Below are 20,873 nucleotides of genomic sequence, written 5' to 3'. Positions count from 1 at the left end.
TCCAACTACCGATCCGCTGGCGTCGCGGATGGTACCTGGCGTGCGGGAGAGACAGCAGCACCCGAGATTCTTAATGGTGATTGCGATGTCGCTTTGCAGGGCTCATCGGTATTGGTCGCCGCTCATCATTTTCTTGGGACGTGAAGTTTGCGCTGGGATCTGTTGCCAGCACGATTGTCGGGGGTCCAATGTGCTAAGGTCAGTCTGTTGGTTTGGTCGAGTCAGGTTCGCTTGATGATCGGTTCAACGTTGTGATGGGGCAAACGACCGATTCGTCTTGCGAAGTACGGACAAAATCGCCTGACGACTTCTATTTCCGCTTGTCGCGGCCCAAGAGCTTGCTTTCAGGCTGGAAGCCGAGCCAGCGAATAGCAACGAGATCAAGTCCCGCACGTTAAGCAACTGAAACAGTATGCGCTGAAGGATTTGAATCTGAACGGACGATCCATTCGCAATTTCCAACCGCCTACCAAAACACCGATCCTGCAAAGCCTTTGAGGTGACTTGTTTGTGGCAGTGATTGCGATTCCGTCGTGTTGATCGATCAACATGCTGGAACGAGCATTCGCCGAATCGTTGCCAGGAACCGTTGCTCTTCGGCGGTGTAACGCACTTGGTGCTGCGATTCCTCTTCTGTGCCTAGTCCCACGAAATAGACTGATGCCGAACTAGTTGCAGAAAAATATGGGTTTGCATCACTTAAACGGTCAAAGGCTTCCGAGGGACTGGGGTAAACCAGTGCACCACTGATACAGCTAGCATTGTTCGAGAACGCTGTAACGTACGCATTGATTTGGTAGAGATCCTCACGTAGCAAGCCGTTAGGGCGTTGTTCTGACGGTGTGGTGAGTTTGTACTTCGCGTCTATGACACCGAGAAGAGTATTCTCGTACCGCCGGTAAGCCAGAATGTCAGGCTTGAGCCCCCCTACGCTTGTTTGATCGACTGAACTGTGAAAAAGATGACCTTCGTTCACCTGATCACGCCCAGTGTGACGTAGGCGTAGATCAGGAAGGCCAGTGCGAAGTAAGTGGTAAATATATAGTTCCCAGACTTCAGCCATGTCCACCAGTGCACCCATCACATCTCGCTGTCCCCGCGAAGTCGACGTAATGCCCTGGCCAGCTAAAATTGAGAGTGAAAGATCAACTACCTGACGATAACTTTCTGTAATTGGCGTGTAGCGTATCCCAATCGGCTTCCTCTCTGTTGAAGTGTCCGAGCGGACACCTGAGTGCAGTCGCAACCGCGAAATTAGATCGTCCGCCTGCGGTGAAAGCCATCGAATCGGTCGTTGGCTGCCGGCCAATTCGATCTGTAGTCGCTTCCACGCACGAAGTAAAACGCTCGCAATTGGTTGGTCGATCCATCGTTCGCGTGAACGGCTGACGAGTTGATGCCGTCCTGAACTCAGCTGTTTGACAGTTCCGCGGATATCGAGTCGTCCTCGGATCGCTTGGCCTATATGAGCCTCATCAATTCGGCGGGTCGGAAGCCCGTGCTTTGCTGCGGCGACTAGTCTCGATTCCCATAATCGGGCAATGAGGTGCCAAATCCAAAGTCGGGATTGACTGTAGGCTCCTTTGGAGTCGATTAATTGAACTCCCCAGATTCGACTTAACCAACGCGACAATTGAACGTCCCCGAATCGTGGGCTGATGCGCAACGTTCCGCCTTTGAACTGAACCTCGCCGACGAAACGCCCGGTCCACCAGCAATTCGTTACTGTGTCGAACCGAAGCAGTGGTTCCGGATCAATTTGTTTGTTGCCAGATAACGAAATTGTAAGCCGTCCCGTGTCCGAGATATGGGCAAGCTCACGAATCCACCTGTCTTCTTCGTCGGTTAGTCTTCCAATTGAGCTTAGATCGGTCGTAGTGATTTCGATCGCGCGGGCCTGACGAGCCATCACTTCGATCCTTTTCCGAAGACATTCCAAGCATCCGTCAAGAACTGCGATCGGTCCACCTGGTCAATGCCCGAAAGGTACTGTCCCAACAATGGCTCAAGCGAATACTGCCACAAGACACCGAGCGTCTTCGCCAATCCAACGCCTTTGTTGTTGAACAGGACCCGTTGCCGGCCTGGGTTTGCCTTCAGGTCTTCCTTGATAAAGGAAACGACATCACAGAAATAGACATGACCTATCTCGTACTGCTGGCCAAGTGACCGATGCTCTGAAATAAGCCTATTCAGACGCTCTGCACGATCCGCAAGAAGCTCAAACTCGCCAGCAAACTGATCCCAAGAATTGACGCGAGGCAAGTCCGCTTGAATTTTGTTCCAGCGATATTGCGCCACTTCCAGAAACTGCTCTCGATCAAAACCTCGAAAGAACCAGAGGAAGCGACGGCGCAAGGCGAAGTCTATTTGTTCAAGCGATTGGTCGATCAGGTTCATTGTTCCGATGAAGAACAAGTTGTCCGGTAGTGAGACTTCGAGAGGTATTTCGTCCTGACCAGCCAACTGGACGGGCAGGCCTCGATCTTCCATCAAAGAAAACGCCTCGCCAAATACTTTGCTCAGATCCGCTCGATTCATTTCATCAAGAATGACAACGAAGGGAATTTTTTTCATTTCATCCGAGTCATCGTTGAGGTTGTCCACGATTCGCAACAGCACACCTTTCCGGTAGTCCGTTTTCCCGTCGCCCACCAGCTGCAGGCCGCGGATGAAGTCCTCATAAGCGTAGCCCGGATGAAACTGAACTCGACGCCAACGTCCCTTAACAAGACTCTGGATCGAATCGTGGCTGAAATACTTGTTCGGCCCCCAGAGTTTCAGCAGCGATCGACGGATCGCACGATCGGCTACGGCTCTCGCCTCGTGAGTCTTTCCAGTGCCTGGCGGACCAAAAAAGACAATCTGCCGCTTATGGCTAAGTGCCTCGATCGGCTCAATCTCGTTCGAGCGATGCGAAGCGAACCAACATTCATAAAGTGGAGATTCGTAAAAGTCGAGATTCCTTTCCGGCAAACATTCTTGAAGCCTTCTGCGGATCGATACGATTCGATCATCTTGATCGTCGTCACCCATCTCCCCTTCGCTGAGCATTTCGCTGAACGTGTCCGCGATTAGCCGTTTATGGTTCTGGCTTGCTATCCGCTCGTACTGATCGGGGAAGAGTAAATGCAACAGAACATCGCGACTTTGGACCGCTTTGTCAGTTGGAATGTTGTCCATCAACGTGCGAAGAGCGACATGGTCAGCGAGCAGAGTCAGGCGTTCAGCGCTGGATTTGTTGTTTATCTCGATTGCTAAGCGGCCAATGAACATTAGCTCGTACGGTCGGTTGAGATTGTAACCCATTCCGGCACCGCCGATCCCGCTCGAAAGTACGTTGTTCAATCGTGCGTTCTCGCTTTTTGGAACTTTGATCTCTTTCCAACTCAGCACCTCATCTATCAGGCCTCGTTTTCGAATCAAGCCTACCGACGAGGTAAAAGAGAGATGTACGGCGAGCATTTCGACTGCCAATTTCGTCGTGGTCGTATCTTCTGATCCTAGTTGCAACTTGAACTTGTTTTCAAAAGTCGCGTCCGATTCGTCAGCATTTTCGATGAAACACTTGTTGAAGCTCGCCAAAGAGTTCTGTGTCCAGACGTTCTCACCCTGCCAAAGCAAAGATCCCTCGCCAATTAAACACTGTTCACGCCACTGCGATGCGAACTCGTAAATCAGGTCGGAATTGGGGCCAGGGAATTTAGCCATTCGTTAAACTCGATCAATATGTCTGAGAGTGTCCAGTTAATGGCAATGTTATAACCTTTCCCACGATGGTTGGTGCCAAGCGGTAAACAGGTTGAAATCGACGGCCCTCTTTTTCAGAAACGTCTGAGCAGGTGAACGGTCGGCTCATTTGAGATTCTTGCAAGGCGAAAAAATATGCTTTTTGAAAGCTATGGTTCGCGTGCGGGAATGCCAACGCATGCACCCGAGTTGAGGTTCTCTTCCACGTTGAAAGGAGGTGGCTTTCAAAGCTGAATCTCGAGTGGCGATGAGCGGGAATGAAGTCGATACCGAATCCTGAAGACGAACTGGCATCGCTGGACTGAATAGCGGTAATGTCTATAAAGAAAATCGTCAAATCGATGGCGTATCGTGTTTTTTGAAAGTTTTGAGGTTGCGCATAATCTGCGCTGCGATCCCGGAGAAATATTTTCGAAATTCTCGCGAGAATGTTTCCGATGTCGACATCGGCGCAGCATTCGAGCGCATGCGATACCGGTCTGTCGCAGAGGCGGACCGGAAACCGCACACGCTCCCCAGCGTGATCGTGTCGTTTAGTTGTTGGCTGTCGTCGGTGCTGCTGTCCTCCTCGAGGAGCTCGAGCGATCCCCAAACGAAAATGGGGAGCGCATGCGGTACCGATCTGGCGCAGGGCCGGACCGAAAACCGCACACGCTCCCCAGCGTGGTCGTGATCGTGTCGTTTAGTTGTTCGCTGTCGTCGTTGTTGCTGTCCTCCTCGCGTAGCTCGAGCGATCCCCAAACGAAAATGGGGAGCGCATGCGATACCGATCTGGCGCAGGGCCGGACCGAAAACCGCACACGCTCCCCAGCGTGGTCGTGATCGTGTCGTTTAGTTGTTGGCTGTCGTCGTTGCTGCTGTCTTCCTCGAGGAGCTCGAGCAATCCCCAAACGAAAATGGGGAGCGTATGCAATCCGAAGACCGCACACGCTCCCCACGCTGGGGAGCGTTCTCGTTTAATCGGTCGTGTTTTCGTTGTCGTCGTCCTCGAGCTCGAGACGATCGTTCTCCGATTGCAGTTGCTCTGTTAGCACTTGCGCCATTTCCGCTATTTCGCTGTCGTGCATGCGCCGTTCAGCTGGCGTGCAGTTTGACAGCCATCGCAAGAACTTCTCGAGCTCGACTAATAGACTTTTCATTTTCGAACCTCAACCGAAAAATTAGATGTGATCATTTCCGCGCGTGCTTTGTTACTGTGCGCCTTCAAACGTAACCCAATGACGCGCCCGCGCGTCCGGCCGCGGGGATCGTCAAATCTCAAATCGGTCGTGTCGCCATCGATTACAGGGAATCCCCGCCAGGATTGCGGGAGACGCTGCCGTCCGGACCGGTTGCCAACAAAACGCCCTGCGGTGTCGTGGAATACAACGGCAACGTTCGCGCCATTTCGCAACGTTTGAAGCACCGCAGCGTCGTTTGTTTCGCTTCTCGAGAATGTGACCCAGTAGTTCGGCAGCAGAGCTCCAGCGCGTTTGGGGTGCTTAGTGTAATCGTAGAACTTGACCTCTGGAAATTGTTGCGGGATCCCGAAACGTTCAAAAGGAATATCGGAAAACATATTCAACCGGGCGCAGAGCTCCAGCCCCTTGCGCTCTGCTTTCCGTTGCCATCGTTCAACGTCCCTCGCTAGCGTCTCGAGAAACCAATCACGCGCCAGATACCATAAAACCGTCCGCGCCTTCCGCGCGTAGCCGATCGTTTCAAATACGCTTGCCAGCCCCTGCGCGTTGAGACAACCCGCAACGCATGCCGGACTGGCGTCCGTGCAAACGTTGCCGAATCCTACCGACTGATGCGGCGACATCGACAATCCGCAGGACAGGTAGCCCACGTTCTTGCGTGTTTTGGTATTGCTATCCCCAGACGCTAGCAACGCGTGCACCTCGAGGCCTTCCGCAAATCTGTCCCCATAACCATCGACCCAGACGCGCGGGATCCCGTTGCTAAACTCAACCCGGTTATTCGTTTTTTGATCGCTCATTAGATCGCCTTCCGCAGTGAGACGGATCCGCCTTCGTCATCGCCCACAACGATATGGTCAAGAACGTTAATACCGATAATCTTGCCTACCTGCTCGAGACGATCGGTTACCGCTCTGTCCTCCCTGCTGGGCGTGGGATCGCCCGAGGGGTGGTTATGCATCAGCAGAACTGCGGACGCGCCCGCCAGAATCGCCGCCTTGAATACTTCGCGAGGGTGCACAAGCGACGCGTCTAGCGTTCCCACCGTGCAAACTTCAATGGACATTGGACGGTGTTTCGTGTCCAAGTGAGCAACAACAAAACACTCGCGATCCGCGCCACGCTGGGCAAAAAATGCTTCGGCAAAACTGCGCGCCGTTGCGGTTGATGTGATCCGCGGCCGGCGGTTGATCGATCCCTCGCGCACCACCTGGAGACGCTGGATTGGGGTACAATAATTCGACACTTGGGGAGCTCCTAGAAAGCTTTCCGGGTTAGGCGCTTGCAGGGATTGCCGTCCCTGCTCGCGCCGTTTCTTCACACCCGCGCGGGTGCGTTCATGCCGGCATCATTCGGCCACCGGAATCCCCTTGCAATAGCGCCCGCGCCTCCTTCAGCGCCTGCGTCCGCCCCCTCTTTACGCACCCTTCGGCTCAAAAAAACGGCACGGGTCCTTCCCCGGCCGGCGGGGGTGCCGCGCGGGAAAGGTGTCCGAGGAGAACTCGCTGGCACGCAGTTTTTGGGAGACCACCACCACCACCACCTTTCAGGGGCAACCCTGGAAGTTACGATGTTTTGGTTCTGAGGCACGGTCAAAAGGTGGTGGTCATCACCACCTTTCCGATCAAGACGCTGCGGACAACAACGCCGACCGATTGGGCGGAATCAATCCTTTACGCGGGCGGCGGATACAATGAGCCTATGAACCGCAATCCGTATGAAACGCCACCCGAAGTTGACGACGCTACCGCGGATGACAGGCGGGAGACCCGCCGTCCAATTCTCGCCGTTGCTGCAACTATGACATTCGGGGCCCTAGGTGTGGGTGCGGTCATGTTTGGCGATTTGCTGGGGGCCGGTTTGGCATGGGTCGTGGCGATCGGTTTTGCCTGCATCACCGAAACCAAGTGACCAAACGTGTCGCGGAGACCTTCTCGCCGTCGGAAAGACGTCAATCGTTACAATGAAACCATGACCAGCAATCCTTATCAACCGCCGGACGAGTTAACAGAGGAGCCCGATGCAGCTAAACCAACAAACTCAGAAGCGTTCTGGATTTTGATACCGGGGTTTACGCTGATGATTGCTTGGGGATGGGCATTGTTCTCGGGGTATCTCCTCCTAGCGGGGATTCTACCGTTGTTGGCCTCCGTTCCTTTTCTGATCTTCATTTCGCAATCAGATCAACGGTGACCAGACGTGTCACGGTTCCCGCCACCATCCCCGTATGAACCGAGGGAGAGGACACCGCCGGAAACTGACTGAGGACAACCGAGTCGGCTTGATGGACGACCTACGCCGTCAGATCGCAAAGAACTTGGACATCAACCCCGACCGCCTTCGATACGCTCCGCTCGAGGACGGCGTCCCCGGCCGCCTGAACACTGAGGGAGTTCACTGGCAGATTTGGTATCGGGAGGCTTGGCGTGAATTACCTTGGCATCATGAAGGGCCGCTATATGTCACGCGTGGCATGGTTCAGCAGTGGTGGGGTTCACCTGAATGACAACTTTCATTCTCCCGCTTTCTTGCTACCCGAAGATGAGTCAGCAAATGAATTGCTATCAGACTAGCTCACATTTCTCGTTGCTCAGTTTTTCGACCGCCGCGTTAACTACTGCCAATTCCTGGCACGGAATGAAACGAATCGACGACGGATTGTAATTCGCGGTGCGGTGGGTATGACGGCAAGTCAATGACGCGTCCAGACCGACTACAACCAGCGGTTGTAAACAGCCCTTGTTTATCGCCGTCAGACCGGCCGAGATCAGGCAACCCGGCGAATGCGTTTGTGTTGAATTCAAACAGCAACGGACGAAAGCGTCCGCTGGTCAACTAAGACAAGATTTGAACCAAGTTTTCCACCCCCTTGGCACAGGGCTGCGGTATTACAACCAGCGGTTGTAAACAGCCCTCATCTATCACCGTCAGACCGGCCGGGATCAGGCAACGCGGCGAATGCGTTTGTGTTGAATTCAAACAGCAACGGACGAAAGCGTCCGATGGTCAACAAAAACCGAGATTTGAACCAACTTTTCCAACGCCTTTGACCAGGACCGCTGTACTACAACGACTACAACCGATAATTGCATTTTCTGTCCGATACAACCGGTTGCTGCAGTTGCTGTAAGTGCCGAAACGCTGGGTTCTAGGCGTTTCAGAAATCTTGCGTTCGCCTTAGAAGTCCGTTGCTCTATCCAGCTGAGCTATGGGCGCGGGTGAGGGCTTATCGGCCCGTAGACCATATGGCGAAAATGGCAGGATTGAGAAACCTCGTCGAATGAGTGATCGGCGGCCTTCCTCATCACTCGACGGACTTCGTCAATCTCTCAGAATTCAAGTCTATCGGGATGGCCGCAGGTGGGCAATGTCCGGAAATTAGGATTACGGACACGGCATCGCGACGAATGGTTCAAAACTGCGATACGATCGTCCATCCGCCGGTGATTAGCATGGCAAACGCCGACAACCATAACATCACGTCCCATAGTCGTCCTGGTCGAAGGGCGTCGTCGATTCGGTAGTAACGGAAATACAACGCGGCGGCGGCCAGCATCGGTAGCATGATGCCTTGCGCGACACCGCTGAGCAGGACGAGCTGAGCCGGCGAGGGAAACGCGACGTAGATCAACAAACAAATCAACGGAAACAGACCGCTGAAGATTCGAATCCACTTTTGCTGAGTCGCTTCGCTTCCATCGATCACGCCCATGACGCGAAGGGCGTCCGAGAAGACTCGCGCGTGACTGGCGTTGGCGACGAAGAACGTGGAATACAACACCGCGATCGCGCCGAACAAGAACACCGTCGATGCCCAATCCGAAAAGACGGGAACAAACATCACCGCGAGCGTTCGCACCATGTCGGATTTTTCCGGATTCAATCCGATGCGATGCAATACTGCCGCACCCATCAAATAGAAAGCGATTGTCGCGAACGTGTAAACCACCATTGCTCCCCAAGCGTCGACACGCATCACTCGCATCCATCCGGCCGCTCGTTCTTTCCACTGAGGCGTTCCGTCGTTGGGACCGGTGAAACGTCCGTAGCCTTTTTCGAGACACCAGTACGGATAGACGATCAACTCGGCCGCCCCGACGCCGATGATGCCGAATGTGGCGAGTGCGGTAACGATCGGTCTTGCCGTTGAACCCGCCACACCTTCGGGCAATCCAAACGAAAGCCCCGAAAAAATTTCGGACCACGAAACGCGATAGCTCGGTTCGTCCTGCAACAGAAAAACATTTACGATCGTTAACAGCGTGAACGACGCGACCAACACGGTCGAGAAACTTTGAATCAGTCCGTATCGCCCCCACACCAAAACCAAACTGGTCGCGACGGCCATGATCGCGGCCCAAATCTCGACGTCATGGGGCGAGGTGTTGTTATAGCGGCTTTCGTATTCGGATCGCAGTTCGGCGACCCGTGAAGCGCGAGCTTGGAAATCTTCCGAGTCCACGTTCGTATCAGCGGCTTCGGCCGCAAATTGATCAAAACGCAGCAATTGTTCTTCGTCGGCTAGGCGGTTCGCGTCGCGTCCTTGAACGGTCAACGGGGCGCTGATCGACAGCGCTTGCCCGACACCGCCGACGATACCGCCCTGTTGGCTGACGCTGGCCAACCACATCACCAACCAGTACCAAACGAGCCAATTGCCTCGACCGGAAACGCGTGGTCCGGGGACCTCGTCGAGTGCCTGCAATGTCGTCTTGCCGCTGGTCAAGGTATAACGACCTAACTCGATCTGCGCGAACACCTTGACGACGCATCCGAGGACGATCAACCACAACAGCGTGAATCCCGCTTCCGCTCCGGTTTTCGTCGTCGCGATCAGTTCGCCCGACCCGACGATCGATCCGGCCACGATCAATCCAGGACCGACACTACCAAGGATCCGAAAGCTCGTCGTCGGAGGCTGCCGGGTTGTCGCAGATTGCCCCGACATCGGCCCTCGTTCACTCGCCGTTGGGTGTGTCATGTCATCAAGTACTTCGTCAGCGGCCATCGATTTTGTTTGCCTGAAAGAAAACCGTTACAATGTGAGACCGAGATGATAATCGTTTTGATGTGACGGATGTTTCGCTCTCCTTCGCTTTCCCGTACATGAGTCCACTGCCATGCGTTCCCCCATTCGCGTTGAACTGGTTTTGTTTGTTTCCCTGTTTCTTGGTGGGTTATCCACGAGCAAAGCCGACGACACCGATAACCGGCCCAAAGACGTTCTGTTTATCGCGGTAGACGATCTGAACGACTGGACCGGTCATCTCGGCGGGCACGTCCAAGCGTCCACGCCGAACATCGATCGATTGGTCAATCGAGGCATGGTGTTTACCAATGCCCATTGCGCGGCACCCGCGTGCAACCCGTCAAGGGCCGCGTTGATGAGCGGTCGGCGTCCCTATGAAACCGGAATCTACGTCAATGGTTCGCCTTCGCACGAGGTGTTGAAAGACACCGTCACGATCAATCGTCACTTCCTCGCCAACGGATATCAAGTACTCGGTGGCGGCAAAATCTATCACGGGTTTCAAAGCGAAGGCCGCGATGACACATGGACGCAATGGATAGGGAATCCGAAAGACAAAGGACCGTTACCGCATAACGTCAATGGGCTCGATCAATCGCACTTCGATTGGGGCCCTCTGTCGTGTGAAGATGAAGCGATGGGCGATCATCAATTGACCGACTGGGCGATCAAGACATTGAAGCAGTCGCCGCGAACCAAACCGCTGTTCCTGGCTGTCGGTTACGTCAAACCGCACCTGCCGTGGTACGTTCCGCAAAAGTATTTTGACCGTTTTCCGCTCGACGAGATTCAACTCCCCGCAGTCCAAGAAAACGATCTTGCGGATTTGCCTCCATCGGCGATCAAGATGGCCAAACCGGATGGAGACCACCGGGCCGTTCGTAAAAACGACCAATGGAAGCAAGGCGTTCAAGGCTACTTGGCGACGATATCGTTCTTGGACGATCAAGTCGGACGTTTGCTTCAAGGACTCGAAGATAGCGGTCGCGCCGACGATACGATCGTGGTGTGGTGGACGGATCATGGTTGGCACTTGGGTGAGAAGCAGCACTGGCGAAAATTCGCGTTGTGGAATGACGCGACGCATACTTCACTCGCCATCACCGCTCCCGGCATTACCCAACCGGGGCAACGTTGTGATGCCGCGGTCGATTACGTGAGTTTGTACCCGACGATCTGTGAACTAGCTGGTTTACCGACACCAAAGCACGTTCAAGGTCCGAGTTGGATGCCGCTGTTGAAAGATCCCGATGCCGAGTGGGATCATCCTGCGATCTGCACTCACGGTCGCGGCAACCATGCGATTTATCAAGACAAATGGCACTTGATTCGGTACACCAACGGAGACCTTGAACTCTACGATCGGCAAAACGATCCGAATGAATGGAACAATCTTCTCGGCCCGAATCAGGATTCGACAGCGTTGCAAGGGGTGGTGAATCGCTTGGAATCGCAACTACCAACGTTGAAGCAGGAAGCCGATCCGCTGGAAACGCCCAAGAAAGGTGGTTCGAAGAAGAATAACAAGAAAAAGTAAAAGCCTTAGTCATCAACGAGAGTGTTTCCCTATCGACTGGAACAAATAGTGGCATAGGCTTCCAGCCTTTTTATACCCCACATCTTTTTTGACCCCCACGAGCTCGTCTCGTGGGTGAGTAAGGTTCGCAAGCTAGACAACGACGCCCTCCCAACCTTCCGATTTTCACTTGTGCTCGCCGCTTCAAGCGGCGAGCACAAGTGAAAATCGGAAGGTTGGAGAAATTGCGGCTCGTGTCTAGCTTGCCAACCTCGGCTTCCTGCCAGACGAGCTGGCAGGGGAGCAATACATGAGGACTTGTGGGGTATAAAAAGGCTGGAAGCCTATGCCACTTTTTTTCACGCGATGCTTAAACACAGAGTCCGATGACGGACGTCGAATACGACGCTTTGCGGCCCTCTGCGTCTCGGCGAACTCTGCGTTTAGACTTTAGCAACGAGTCATTGAAGTTCGCTTACGTTTCAGGTTGCCATTCCGACCCAGTTTCCGCAATTCCGACTTTTTGTCGGTTTCGTCAGTAAAAGGTGCCATCGGTTGAGGATCTTTAACAAGATCCACTACACCGAACCTGAATAGTCGTTTTTTTGCGCATCCAATCTACGCAAATGGGCACCGGGAAAGCTACTCTTGTGAATCAAAGTCCTGTTGCTCCTGCGGCGAGTGTTTTTAATGGAAGTTCTCTTCGTTGGCATTCTGATTTGGGGCGTTCTAACGCTTCTCGGGCACGGCACTTGGGTCTTGATCCGGGGAATTTTCCGCGTTCTTGCTTCCGATCCTACCAAGCCACCGGTTTCGCGTCCGGTGGCGACGGCGATTCCAAGGAATGAGCCGGCAGGGTCGGCGCCCGATCCCCAACGAGATCTGGCCGCGTTTTCGCGGATGGTAGATGCGTTAACGTCGACCGAGCAGATTTCCGGCGATCAAGCCACGCAGCTCAAGACGAAAGCTCGTGAGTTTGTTCAACAATACGCCGCGTTGCCTTCCAAGCCGATTCAACCTAAGCCCGTCGAATTACCAGCGGCAGCGAATACGCCGGTCATGAGCGATCTGCCGGTGCAAGCTCCTCCACGCTGGAACGAAGAATCTTCCCGGCCGGTTTCGGCCGAGACGGCTGCCCGGCGTGGTCTGGCCGATGTGTTGGCTGGTTTCCTGGAACAGCACAACATTCGCTGGGGTGAATTGATTGCCGGGATGTTGATCGTGCTATGTTCGATCGGACTCGTTCTGAGTTTGTGGAGCACGCTGACCGCCGCCCACCGGATTGTCCCTGCGGTTGTCTTCATGTCCGCCGATGCGGCGATCTTTGCCGCCGGTTTGTACACGATGCGTCGTTGGAAGTTACGGCATACTAGCCGAGCGGTTCTGATCATCGCGACGTTGTTAGTTCCGCTATGCGTGCTCGCGGGGCTTGCCGCTGCGGGTGCCAACGCGAACGCCACCTCGGTATCGCTGACCGACCCGGTCACGCTGAGTGTGATCGTTGTCGCCACGATCGGTTGCGGATGGTTGTTGTGGCAAGCGTCTCTTGCGTTGGTCGGCCGTAGTGGTGCCTTGGCGCTGACCTCGAGTGTCATCGCGTCATCGCTCAGCCTTCCGTTGCTGCCTGCGGCGGGCCGGTGGCTGGGCTCTCACGCCGGGTGGATGATCTTGGTGCCCACGTTAATCACCGCGATCGCGTTGGTAATGCGACGAGGTTCGACGACCTTGAAAGGCCGCCGCGCTTGGAAGAACCACTGGTTGCACATGGGGATCGTTGTCGGGGCTCTTGGTAGTGTGGTGGTTTACGCCGCGTTCTTTTTCCGTGATGCGGGTGAGGCGATCTGGTTACAGATCGCAATCTCGACCGTCCCGATTTGGGTGGCCATCACGATGATCGAGGCGATGCATTGTTTTGGCTTCAGATCACAAGCGTTGTTAGCGAGCAGTCATCGAGCGACACAGCGTTTTATCGCTACCGTACTGGTTTTCGTCGCCATCGGAGCGACCGCCGCGATTCTGCCGGCGTCGTTCGGCAGTTTGTCTTGGCTGTGGACGCACGCGATCGCGGTCAGTCTCTCGGCGGTTTTATTCAGTGTCTTGTTGCGACGCGGCGACCAAGTATTGCTGGCGATGTTGCCCGTCGCATTCGTGGCGATGGCAACGTCGACGGTTTGGATGAGCGGCCAAGATTGGGCCGAGGTGGATTTGCTCCGGACGGTATTGAGTGGCGAACCGATGCTGTTTGCGGTGGGTATGCTCCTCATCGGGATCGTTTTGAGATGGGGTCTCGGGCTTCAGAACGAGTCGACAAAACTGTGGACGGATCTGTGGGAAGTCTTTTCGATCGGAATCTTGGGACTCGGGACGCTGTGGCGGTCCGCCGCGATCGTTGCCGCTCCGTTTGAACGCGTCTCAGATATTGCTTTCGATTTCCTTGCCGTGCCGGCGATGTCGGTATGGACGCTCGCGTTGCACGGTGCCGGTTTGATCGGATTGTTGCTGAGCGGCTACCTTGCTCGTCGGGATGAGTCCACCGCCTCGCGTGAACGGTTACGCGTCGGCGTCGGTTTGGTGGGGATGCTGTTTATCGCGGTCGTCGTGGCCACACAATTGACGGAATCGGTTGACGAACGATTGATCGCAATGGTGAGTTTCGCTGCCACCGGTTTCGCTGTGCTGTATTGGCAAATGCGATCACGACCGCTGGCGATCGGTGCAATCGGGTTGGTGAGTGTCGGCTCGATGGTGCTGTTGGGGACGTCATGGTTCCCATCGGTAATGGACCACGTTTCGCCTGATCGTTTGATCGCCGGTTCGATGGCGGCTTGGTGGATCGTGTCGGCGTTGGGGTTGATGCGATCGAGAACGTCTTGGCACCCGATTTTGTCCGCAGTCTTGTTCGCGCTGACGGCGGCAATGGTGACTCCCGCGCTCCGTTGGACATCACCAATTGTTTGGTTTCAAGCATCCGCGTTGGGGGCCATTGTCTGGATCGGGCTCAACGAGATCTCAAGACGATTCTTTACGAAAGGCTGGAAGCAGTCCGCCGTGGGAGTCGTCGATTCGTATCCGAACGAAGCCATCGATTTGTCCGTTGCTTGGATCCGGATTGTCGGAGTGATTTGTGCAGCGATGGTTCTGGTCGGTATCGTAACGCAAGCTACCTGGACGATCTCGTGGAGTTTGCCGCTCGGCGGCGTGATGACGCTCGCGGCCTTGATCACATTCGCGATCGGCAGCACGCGTGATTACCGCTGGCCGTTGCCGTTCTTGCTTCCGATCATGAGTGGGCACCTTGCCTGTTTCGCGGCGATGTTCGGTTGGATTTCCCGGGACGAAATCATGACTGTTGTGGTCGTGTGCGGTTGGCTCGGGTGTCTTGGTTCATCGATCTTCGTGTGGTGGCGTCGATCAACGGCCCATTCGTGGCACGTCGTCGGCCAAAGTTTATTCTTGACCGGATCGGCGATTGGGTTGAGCGAGCCAACGCGATTGTTCGCGTTCATTCCAGGCGGTTGGTCGGCATCCAACGCATACGTTTTGCTCGCGGTGTCTGGACTGATGTTCGCGGCGGTAGCGTTGATGCGATTCACATCGGGAATGCTTTCCCGCGGCCTGGGTTGGTTGGTGATCTTGGCCGGTGCCTACCTGATCGGTTTCGAGTTGGTCGGATATCGTTTCCATGCGACTTCATTGACCGGAATCATGGCGTGGCTTTGCGGTTGTGTCGTTCTCTGGCGGAGCGACCGGTTAAGACTTAACGGGGTTTCAACCGGCGACCTTGCGGTGCCCGATCGCCCGTCCACGTTCGGCAGTCGGGCCGATACGGAAGCTTCCGCATTGATGCTGCCAATGCTGGGTTTGACGGGATGGACGGTCTTGATGGAATCAGGCGGTCGCTGGATTTCGTCGTGGGATAATTCCGTTACCCAAGCTGTCTTGCAATGTGGGGTCGCCCTGCTTGCGGGTGCTTCGGCGTGGATGTGCCGTGACTTGCGCGGCGGGGTGACGGAAGACACGGAATCTCGATCAAGGTGGCTTTATTGTGTTTGGCTGATCGTTGGCTCGCTCGCGATCGGATGCGGTCTAGCCGCCACGGTGTTCAGCACGGATTGGGGAACGCCTTGGGTCGTGTTGAGTTTGTCGGCTTCGTCGGCGCTCGTTGCGGCGGTTTGGTGCCTGCCTCGCCGAGGTCATGGAGCGATCGAATCCGCGATCGAACGTGTTACCATCGGTTGCACGCTGTTGGGAACCTTCATTGCGATCGGGATAGCCACCACGTCACCGGGCGTTGAATCCAACTTGACCGGGATTTGGACTCGGTTGAGCGTGCTGGGCATCGGAATTCTCTCCTGGGGCATGTTCAGTCTCTCCGAGCAAACCCAACCCACCGATGGACCGATCGCGCAGCGCCGACGGCATCGGTGCGTCGGAATCGGTTTATGGGCAATCGCATTGATCGCCACGCTGGGTTCCGGTTCGCTACTTCGAGACGATTCGATCAATCAGGGTCTGCCCGTTTTGATCGCGACGATGCGTCTGGTGATCGCTTCGGTCGTGGCGATCAGTTTGCTGCTATTGGTCATCCCCAAGCTGCTCAAAGGTCCCTTCGTCGATCGGTGGCAGTTGGCGTTACGGCGCGGTGGGAAGATTGCTGGTGGGACGTTTATCGGTTCTTTAACGATGATGTTGGTTCTCGAGTGGACATTACGAGAACGAGATCTTGGGATCGAGGGATTGCCCATGCCGGTCGTGATCGTAGTGATGCTGATCTTAGGATTCTTTGCAGTGATGGCGGGCACGTTGGCCGTATTGAGCGGCCCCGTGTTTGGGAACGATCGCAAGCCGAACTGGTTACGACTAAGCGATCGTCAGCGAACCGCATTGGTTTATGGGGCTCAAATCGTTGCCGGATTAACTTGGCTGCATTTCTATCTATGCCGTGGCAGTTCGGCCTATTTGGGACTGCGTGAAGTTTGGCCTTATGTCGTCATGGGGATCGCTTTCGCGAGCGTGGGAATGGCCCAGTGGGCGTTGCGGCGTCAAGACAACGTGTTGTTTGACGCGATGAAACGTACCGCGATGTTCTTGCCCCTGATTCCGGTCGTTGGCTTTTGGCTCAGTGGTGCGTACGCGATGGTGTGGCATGAGCTGGAATGGTCATGGACGTTCTATCGCGGAGCGACATCGTATCAAGCCATTCTGATCGTCGGTGCGATTTATTACGGCATCATGTCGATGCTTTGGAAGAATGGTTTCCCGCGTATTGCCACCGTCGTGTTGGCGAACGCCGGGTTATGGGTGATGTTGACTCAAACGCCCGGCTGGGGATTCCTCTCGCATCCGCAAGCCTGGTTGATTCCGCCCGCCGCGTGCGTGCTGCTGATCGCGCATCTGCAACGGGATTCCTTGGAACCGAAGCTCGGATCGGCGATCCGGTATGGCGCGACGTTGATGATTTATCTCAGCAGTACGGCGGACATCTTATTCAGCGAAATCGGTACGTCGCTTTGGGGACCGATGATCTTGATCGGGTTGTCGCTGGTAGGAATGGTTGCGGGCGTGGCCATGCGAGTCAAACCATTCTTGTACTTGGGGACGATTTTCACGTTCTTGGGAATCATGAGCATGGTCTGGCACGCCGGCCAAGCGATCGACGCGGTATGGCCTTGGTGGGTCTTCGGCATCACGACCGGCTTGATTCTCTTGAGCGTTTTGGCGGGGATCGAAAAACACAAAGATCAATTGAGAAAGTGGTCCGATCAATTAGCGGGCTGGAGTTGATCGACTCGTTCGAAATACCAGACTTGGCTGGACCAATCCGCGACCGGATAGACACGGACCTCGGGACCAGGAACGTAGTCGCCGCTGGCGTTTTGGCCCGAAGCTTCTCTTGTGAAGGCTCCGTCGGGTGACGACCATCGGTTGATCATGCGAAAGCCGCCATCCCCTTGTGGGACCAGCGTCCATTGCTGACTGAGCCAATCTTCGTTGAGTCCCTGCAACGCGATCGAGGCTCCCGCCGTCGACGGATTGTTTGAGGAAGGTTGCCGCGTGAGATAATCGGCACCGTCTCGCCATTGATTGCGTAGCCGAAACACTCCAGACTCGACCCGCTCGATTTGCCAGATCAAACTGGACCATTGTCGCGACGTGTCATCGAGCGTTTCCAAGTAAATCTCCGAACCGGGTACATAGTTACCGGTTTCATCGGGGAACCCGAATCGTGCGAGATAAGAACTCGATCGATCCCAACCGCTGCTCAGTCGAACGAAATCCGTTGTTCGTCCGGCGAGTCGTTCTTGCATCGCGAAATACGCAGGCTTGGGAGTGATCGGAATGATTCCATCACCGCCGCTCAGTGGTGTGGCAAACATCGAACTGCCCGGCGGGACGATCGTGTCGGAGAAGCCGGGACGTCGATCGGCCAACGTGAGTGTGAAATCGGTGTTTTGCAACCAAGACGTTTCGTCGGTGAAGTCCCACATCAAGAAAGACTGGCAAGCCGGCTGATCCAGTGCAATCTGCAATAGTTCGGCGAACGAACGGGCCTGTTGTTCGAGTTCGGCCGAGTTGGGCGGATCCGCCTGAGGATCCGAAGTGATCGTGGCCGCGATGTCGCATTCGGTGATGAATAGTTGAAATCCTTCATCGGCGAATCGTTGAAAGTTCGCACGGATACTCGGAAAGTCGGGTTCATATCGCGTATCCAACCAATGGTTCTGAAAGCCAACTCCATCAATCGGAACGCCTTCGTCACGCAGCTTTTTGCAAAACGCAAGTAAGCGATCGGATTTGTCGTTGATCGTTTCAGCGGAGTACTCATTGACGATCAAGATCGCATTGGGATCAGCGGCCTTGGCCCACTCGAAAGCCTTGCGAACATAGTCTGATCCCATCGCCTCGTACTCTTTGTAAGCAATGAAGCCGTCGCCCGACCCCAGTCCGATCCGCAACCCATCGGCGTCCATCACATCACCGTTATCGCCGATGATCTCGTTGACGACGTCCCACACCCAAACGTCGCCCGCCGTACTCGACGCCATGGTCGTCACGTATTGCTGCAACGTCGCCTCGACTTGATCGTTGGGCAGGTCACGAAACCACGGCAATCGAACGTTCTCGGTCGGGTAAACCAAGATGTGGGCGTGAACTCGAAATCCGTTGCTGCGTGCCCAATTGACGTTGTTGACCAAGCCCGACGTGTCGATCGGTAAGTTTGGGTCGGACCATGGACCAAAAGGCATGAAGGCCTTGGTCGTCACGGCATTGAATTCCGACTTGGCAAACTCAAGCGGTGGAGAGTCAAATGTTGGCGTGTCGTAACCACCCATGACACCGCCGATCGCGAAGCCGGGCGGGACCAAGTCGCGCAGCCGGTCGGCAGAGAATGGACCTTGGGCAGGCAACGCATGTGAGCCGATGACGAACCCGAGCAGGATCGTCCATAACAAGGCAATCGGGCGAATATTCATGTGATTGAGCGATTCGAGGGCAGTGGCGGGATGGACTTCCCCCGATTGTAATTCCACGAAATCGGGATGGGATCTCGAAAGCTATCCGGTAGTTGCCAGCCGCCGTGTCGGCGTCCTTGGGTGCACGGCCTAGTTCTGGCTTTCGTTCGTGCTCGTGCTCAGCATCGCGGTGCTCGTACTCGTCATCGACCGCCGCCGCGTAGTCTACCGATGACTCCCCGACCCCGTCAAACTTGATCGCCATCCGAGTCAACATCGAGACGACTCGTTTGAGCTTCAGCTTCATGTCACGGCTTGTCCTGATATCCAATCCACCGGACACAACGAGCACATCTTCGATTGCAGGTATCCAAAAGCTGAACCGGGAGCGATGTCGAGAAAACGAGCACGATCCTTCACGCTTCGCCTGACGTTGCCCTCGGCGATGTTCAGGGGAATCGATTGCGCCGCACGGAGCCATTAATCACGAGCGTGGCGATGCAAACCGCTTAGCGATTTTGAAATCGCGAAAGCCGCCGACACATAGATTGGTTCGGTCACCGTTACCTCATTTCGAGCACGAGCACCGTTTCACTGAGCACGAGCACGAACTGCACTTCGTGCCAGAACATCACCGATCAGCCGGCGGTGACAAATGATCTTCAAATTCAAAATGCTCGATTTCGCCGCTCGGTTGTACCGGATGATTATCCATCTCCTCTGCATAGCAAAGCTAATCCCCAATCGCTGCAAAATCTGAGTACTCGCCCACGTTTACAAAAGTTGAAAGCTTCTGAAGGGCAGAAATCTGCATTGGCGTAGCATCTTTTTGCAGAGATTCAGACGCGTCACCATCCTCAACAGGAAAATACTTATTGCGAACCTCTTTGGAATCGAATACTACCACAATCTTATACACCCCTTTTTCCTTTCCCCGATCTCCTTTTACGATGAATGCACGAATCCCGTGCGTCGGTTTGGAAAAGGCATTCTTAAATTCATCCTTTACGAATGCCTCAAAATTGGTGGCATCGATTCCTTCTCGGAGCTCAATCGGACGCAACGAGTAGACTGGCAACGCTGACGTGGCCTCCTCTGCCTTTTCTTTTGAAGCAGCCGTCTGAGCACTGGTCACACCTAGTAAGGCGAGTGTGGAAATTGTGATTGCAAGAACGTAGCGCATCATTTTCTGACTCCGTATACTGAAAAGGAAGTTCATAGATTGAACGGGGAGACGACTCGTAAATTGAACGGCGCAAGAGCGTACAGGGACTAGTGGAGTAGTAACTCAGTCGACGAACGACCGCCGTCACCTAGGGCGGATGATTGAGTCTCGATTTGTAAAACCGCGCAAGCCGTCCTTAGGTGCACGGCTTAGTTCTGGCTTTCGTTCGTGCTCGTGCTCAGTAGCGCGGTGCTCGTGCTCGTAATCGATCGCCACCGAGTATTCAACTGATGACTCTTTGACGCCGTCAAACTTCATTGCCATCCGAGTCAACATTGCAACGATTCGCTTGAGCTTGGATTTCAAGTCGTGATTCGTTGAATCGTCCAAGCCACCAGTCGCGACCAAGACATCTTGAATCGCTGCAAACTCAAACGACGAACCGCGAGCAATATCGAAGAAACGGGCGCGATCCTTCAATCTTCGTTTGCCGTTGCCCTCAGCGATGTTGAGCGGAATCGATTGAGCCGCACGGAGCCATTGATCACGACCATGGCGATGCAAACCGCTCAGCGATTTTGAACTCTCGAAAGCCGCCGAAACATACTCGATGGACAGACGGTAAACATCGAGTCGATCATGGTCGAAGATTGGATCGTTCATCAAAGCTACTTTTCGATTACGAGCACGAGCACCGTTTCACTGAGCACGAGCACGATGGAGCACTTCGTGGCCGAACGACTGGATTCACCGAGCCGACGGGGTAGATGCACCATCA

At 54.8% G+C, this 20,873-nt stretch carries 15 protein-coding genes; 5 read left to right on the top strand and 10 right to left on the bottom strand.

Annotated features, from left to right (window positions below; genetic code table 11):
* Positions 1-544: 544 nt before the first annotated feature.
* The 5 genes from Pla100_RS32490 to Pla100_RS24095 all read right to left on the bottom strand — a co-directional run bounded on the left by Pla100_RS32490 (position 545) and on the right by Pla100_RS24095 (position 6,138).
* Entirely contained in the window at positions 545-1,909 is a 1,365-nt protein-coding gene (locus tag Pla100_RS32490; protein WP_146581027.1) for a 5-methylcytosine restriction system specificity protein McrC, read from the bottom strand.
* The gene (locus Pla100_RS24110; protein ID WP_146581025.1) at positions 1,909-3,711 is read right to left on the bottom strand and encodes an McrB family protein; all 1,803 of its coding nucleotides are present in this window, start codon (positions 3,709-3,711) and stop codon (positions 1,909-1,911) included. Before Pla100_RS24110 ends, Pla100_RS32490 begins: the two co-directional genes overlap by 1 nt.
* A 995-nt stretch (positions 3,712-4,706) precedes the next feature.
* The gene (locus Pla100_RS24105) at positions 4,707-4,889 is read right to left on the bottom strand and encodes a hypothetical protein (protein WP_146581023.1); all 183 of its coding nucleotides are present in this window, start codon (positions 4,887-4,889) and stop codon (positions 4,707-4,709) included.
* On the bottom strand, positions 4,886-5,731 hold the full coding sequence (locus Pla100_RS24100; RefSeq protein ID WP_146581021.1) for a GP88 family protein: 846 nt from the start codon (positions 5,729-5,731) through the stop codon (positions 4,886-4,888). Before Pla100_RS24100 ends, Pla100_RS24105 begins: the two co-directional genes overlap by 4 nt.
* Positions 5,731-6,138: a JAB domain-containing protein gene (locus tag Pla100_RS24095; RefSeq protein WP_231603538.1), complete on the bottom strand. Its 408-nt coding sequence runs from the start codon at positions 6,136-6,138 to the stop codon at positions 5,731-5,733. The genes Pla100_RS24100 and Pla100_RS24095 overlap by 1 nt, the downstream gene beginning before the upstream one ends.
* Before the next feature lie 395 nt (positions 6,139-6,533).
* On the opposite strand from Pla100_RS24095, the gene Pla100_RS24090 reads away from it, so the two are divergent.
* The 3 genes from Pla100_RS24090 to Pla100_RS24080 all read left to right on the top strand — a co-directional run bounded on the left by Pla100_RS24090 (position 6,534) and on the right by Pla100_RS24080 (position 7,437).
* On the top strand, positions 6,534-6,842 hold the full coding sequence (locus Pla100_RS24090; RefSeq protein WP_146581019.1) for a hypothetical protein: 309 nt from the start codon (positions 6,534-6,536) through the stop codon (positions 6,840-6,842).
* A 60-nt stretch (positions 6,843-6,902) separates the two neighbouring features.
* Positions 6,903-7,124, top strand: coding sequence for a hypothetical protein (locus Pla100_RS24085; RefSeq protein ID WP_146581017.1), 222 nt, complete (start codon positions 6,903-6,905; stop codon positions 7,122-7,124).
* A gap of 91 nt (positions 7,125-7,215) precedes the next feature.
* The gene (locus Pla100_RS24080; protein ID WP_231603502.1) at positions 7,216-7,437 is read left to right on the top strand and encodes a hypothetical protein; all 222 of its coding nucleotides are present in this window, start codon (positions 7,216-7,218) and stop codon (positions 7,435-7,437) included.
* Positions 7,438-8,343: 906 nt separating this feature from the next.
* Here the strand turns inward: Pla100_RS24080 and Pla100_RS24075 are convergent.
* The gene (locus Pla100_RS24075; protein WP_390620662.1) at positions 8,344-9,912 is read right to left on the bottom strand and encodes an Nramp family divalent metal transporter; all 1,569 of its coding nucleotides are present in this window, start codon (positions 9,910-9,912) and stop codon (positions 8,344-8,346) included.
* 139 nt (positions 9,913-10,051) lie between these two features.
* On the opposite strand from Pla100_RS24075, the gene Pla100_RS24070 reads away from it, so the two are divergent.
* Together Pla100_RS24070 and Pla100_RS24065 are read left to right on the top strand one after the other, a co-directional pair.
* Positions 10,052-11,497 carry a sulfatase gene (locus Pla100_RS24070; protein ID WP_146581011.1) on the top strand — a complete coding sequence of 482 codons (1,446 nt, stop codon included), beginning with the start codon at positions 10,052-10,054 and terminating at the stop codon, positions 11,495-11,497.
* Between the two features lie 669 nt (positions 11,498-12,166).
* Positions 12,167-17,260, top strand: coding sequence for a hypothetical protein (locus tag Pla100_RS24065; RefSeq protein WP_146581009.1), 5,094 nt, complete (start codon positions 12,167-12,169; stop codon positions 17,258-17,260).
* Here Pla100_RS24065 and Pla100_RS24060 read toward each other — a convergent pair.
* The 4 genes from Pla100_RS24060 to Pla100_RS24045 all read right to left on the bottom strand — a co-directional run bounded on the left by Pla100_RS24060 (position 17,239) and on the right by Pla100_RS24045 (position 20,758).
* The gene (locus Pla100_RS24060; RefSeq protein WP_146581007.1) at positions 17,239-18,951 is read right to left on the bottom strand and encodes an endo-1,4-beta-xylanase; all 1,713 of its coding nucleotides are present in this window, start codon (positions 18,949-18,951) and stop codon (positions 17,239-17,241) included. The two genes, Pla100_RS24065 and Pla100_RS24060, sit on opposite strands and share 22 nt — an antisense overlap.
* 282 nt (positions 18,952-19,233) lie before the next feature.
* A complete protein-coding gene (locus tag Pla100_RS31880) occupies positions 19,234-19,377 on the bottom strand; it encodes a four helix bundle protein (protein WP_231603536.1) in 144 nt (47 codons plus the stop codon).
* A 286-nt stretch (positions 19,378-19,663) separates the two neighbouring features.
* Entirely contained in the window at positions 19,664-20,116 is a 453-nt protein-coding gene (locus tag Pla100_RS24050; RefSeq protein ID WP_146581005.1) for a hypothetical protein, read from the bottom strand.
* A 123-nt stretch (positions 20,117-20,239) separates the two neighbouring features.
* The gene (locus tag Pla100_RS24045) at positions 20,240-20,758 is read right to left on the bottom strand and encodes a four helix bundle protein (RefSeq protein ID WP_146581003.1); all 519 of its coding nucleotides are present in this window, start codon (positions 20,756-20,758) and stop codon (positions 20,240-20,242) included.
* Positions 20,759-20,873 lie beyond the last annotated feature (115 nt).

This window comes from Neorhodopirellula pilleata, from assembly GCF_007859915.1.
Taxonomy (GTDB): Bacteria; Planctomycetota; Planctomycetia; order Pirellulales; family Pirellulaceae; genus Rhodopirellula; species Rhodopirellula pilleata.
This window is presented reverse-complemented; position numbering and strand designations above follow the sequence as displayed.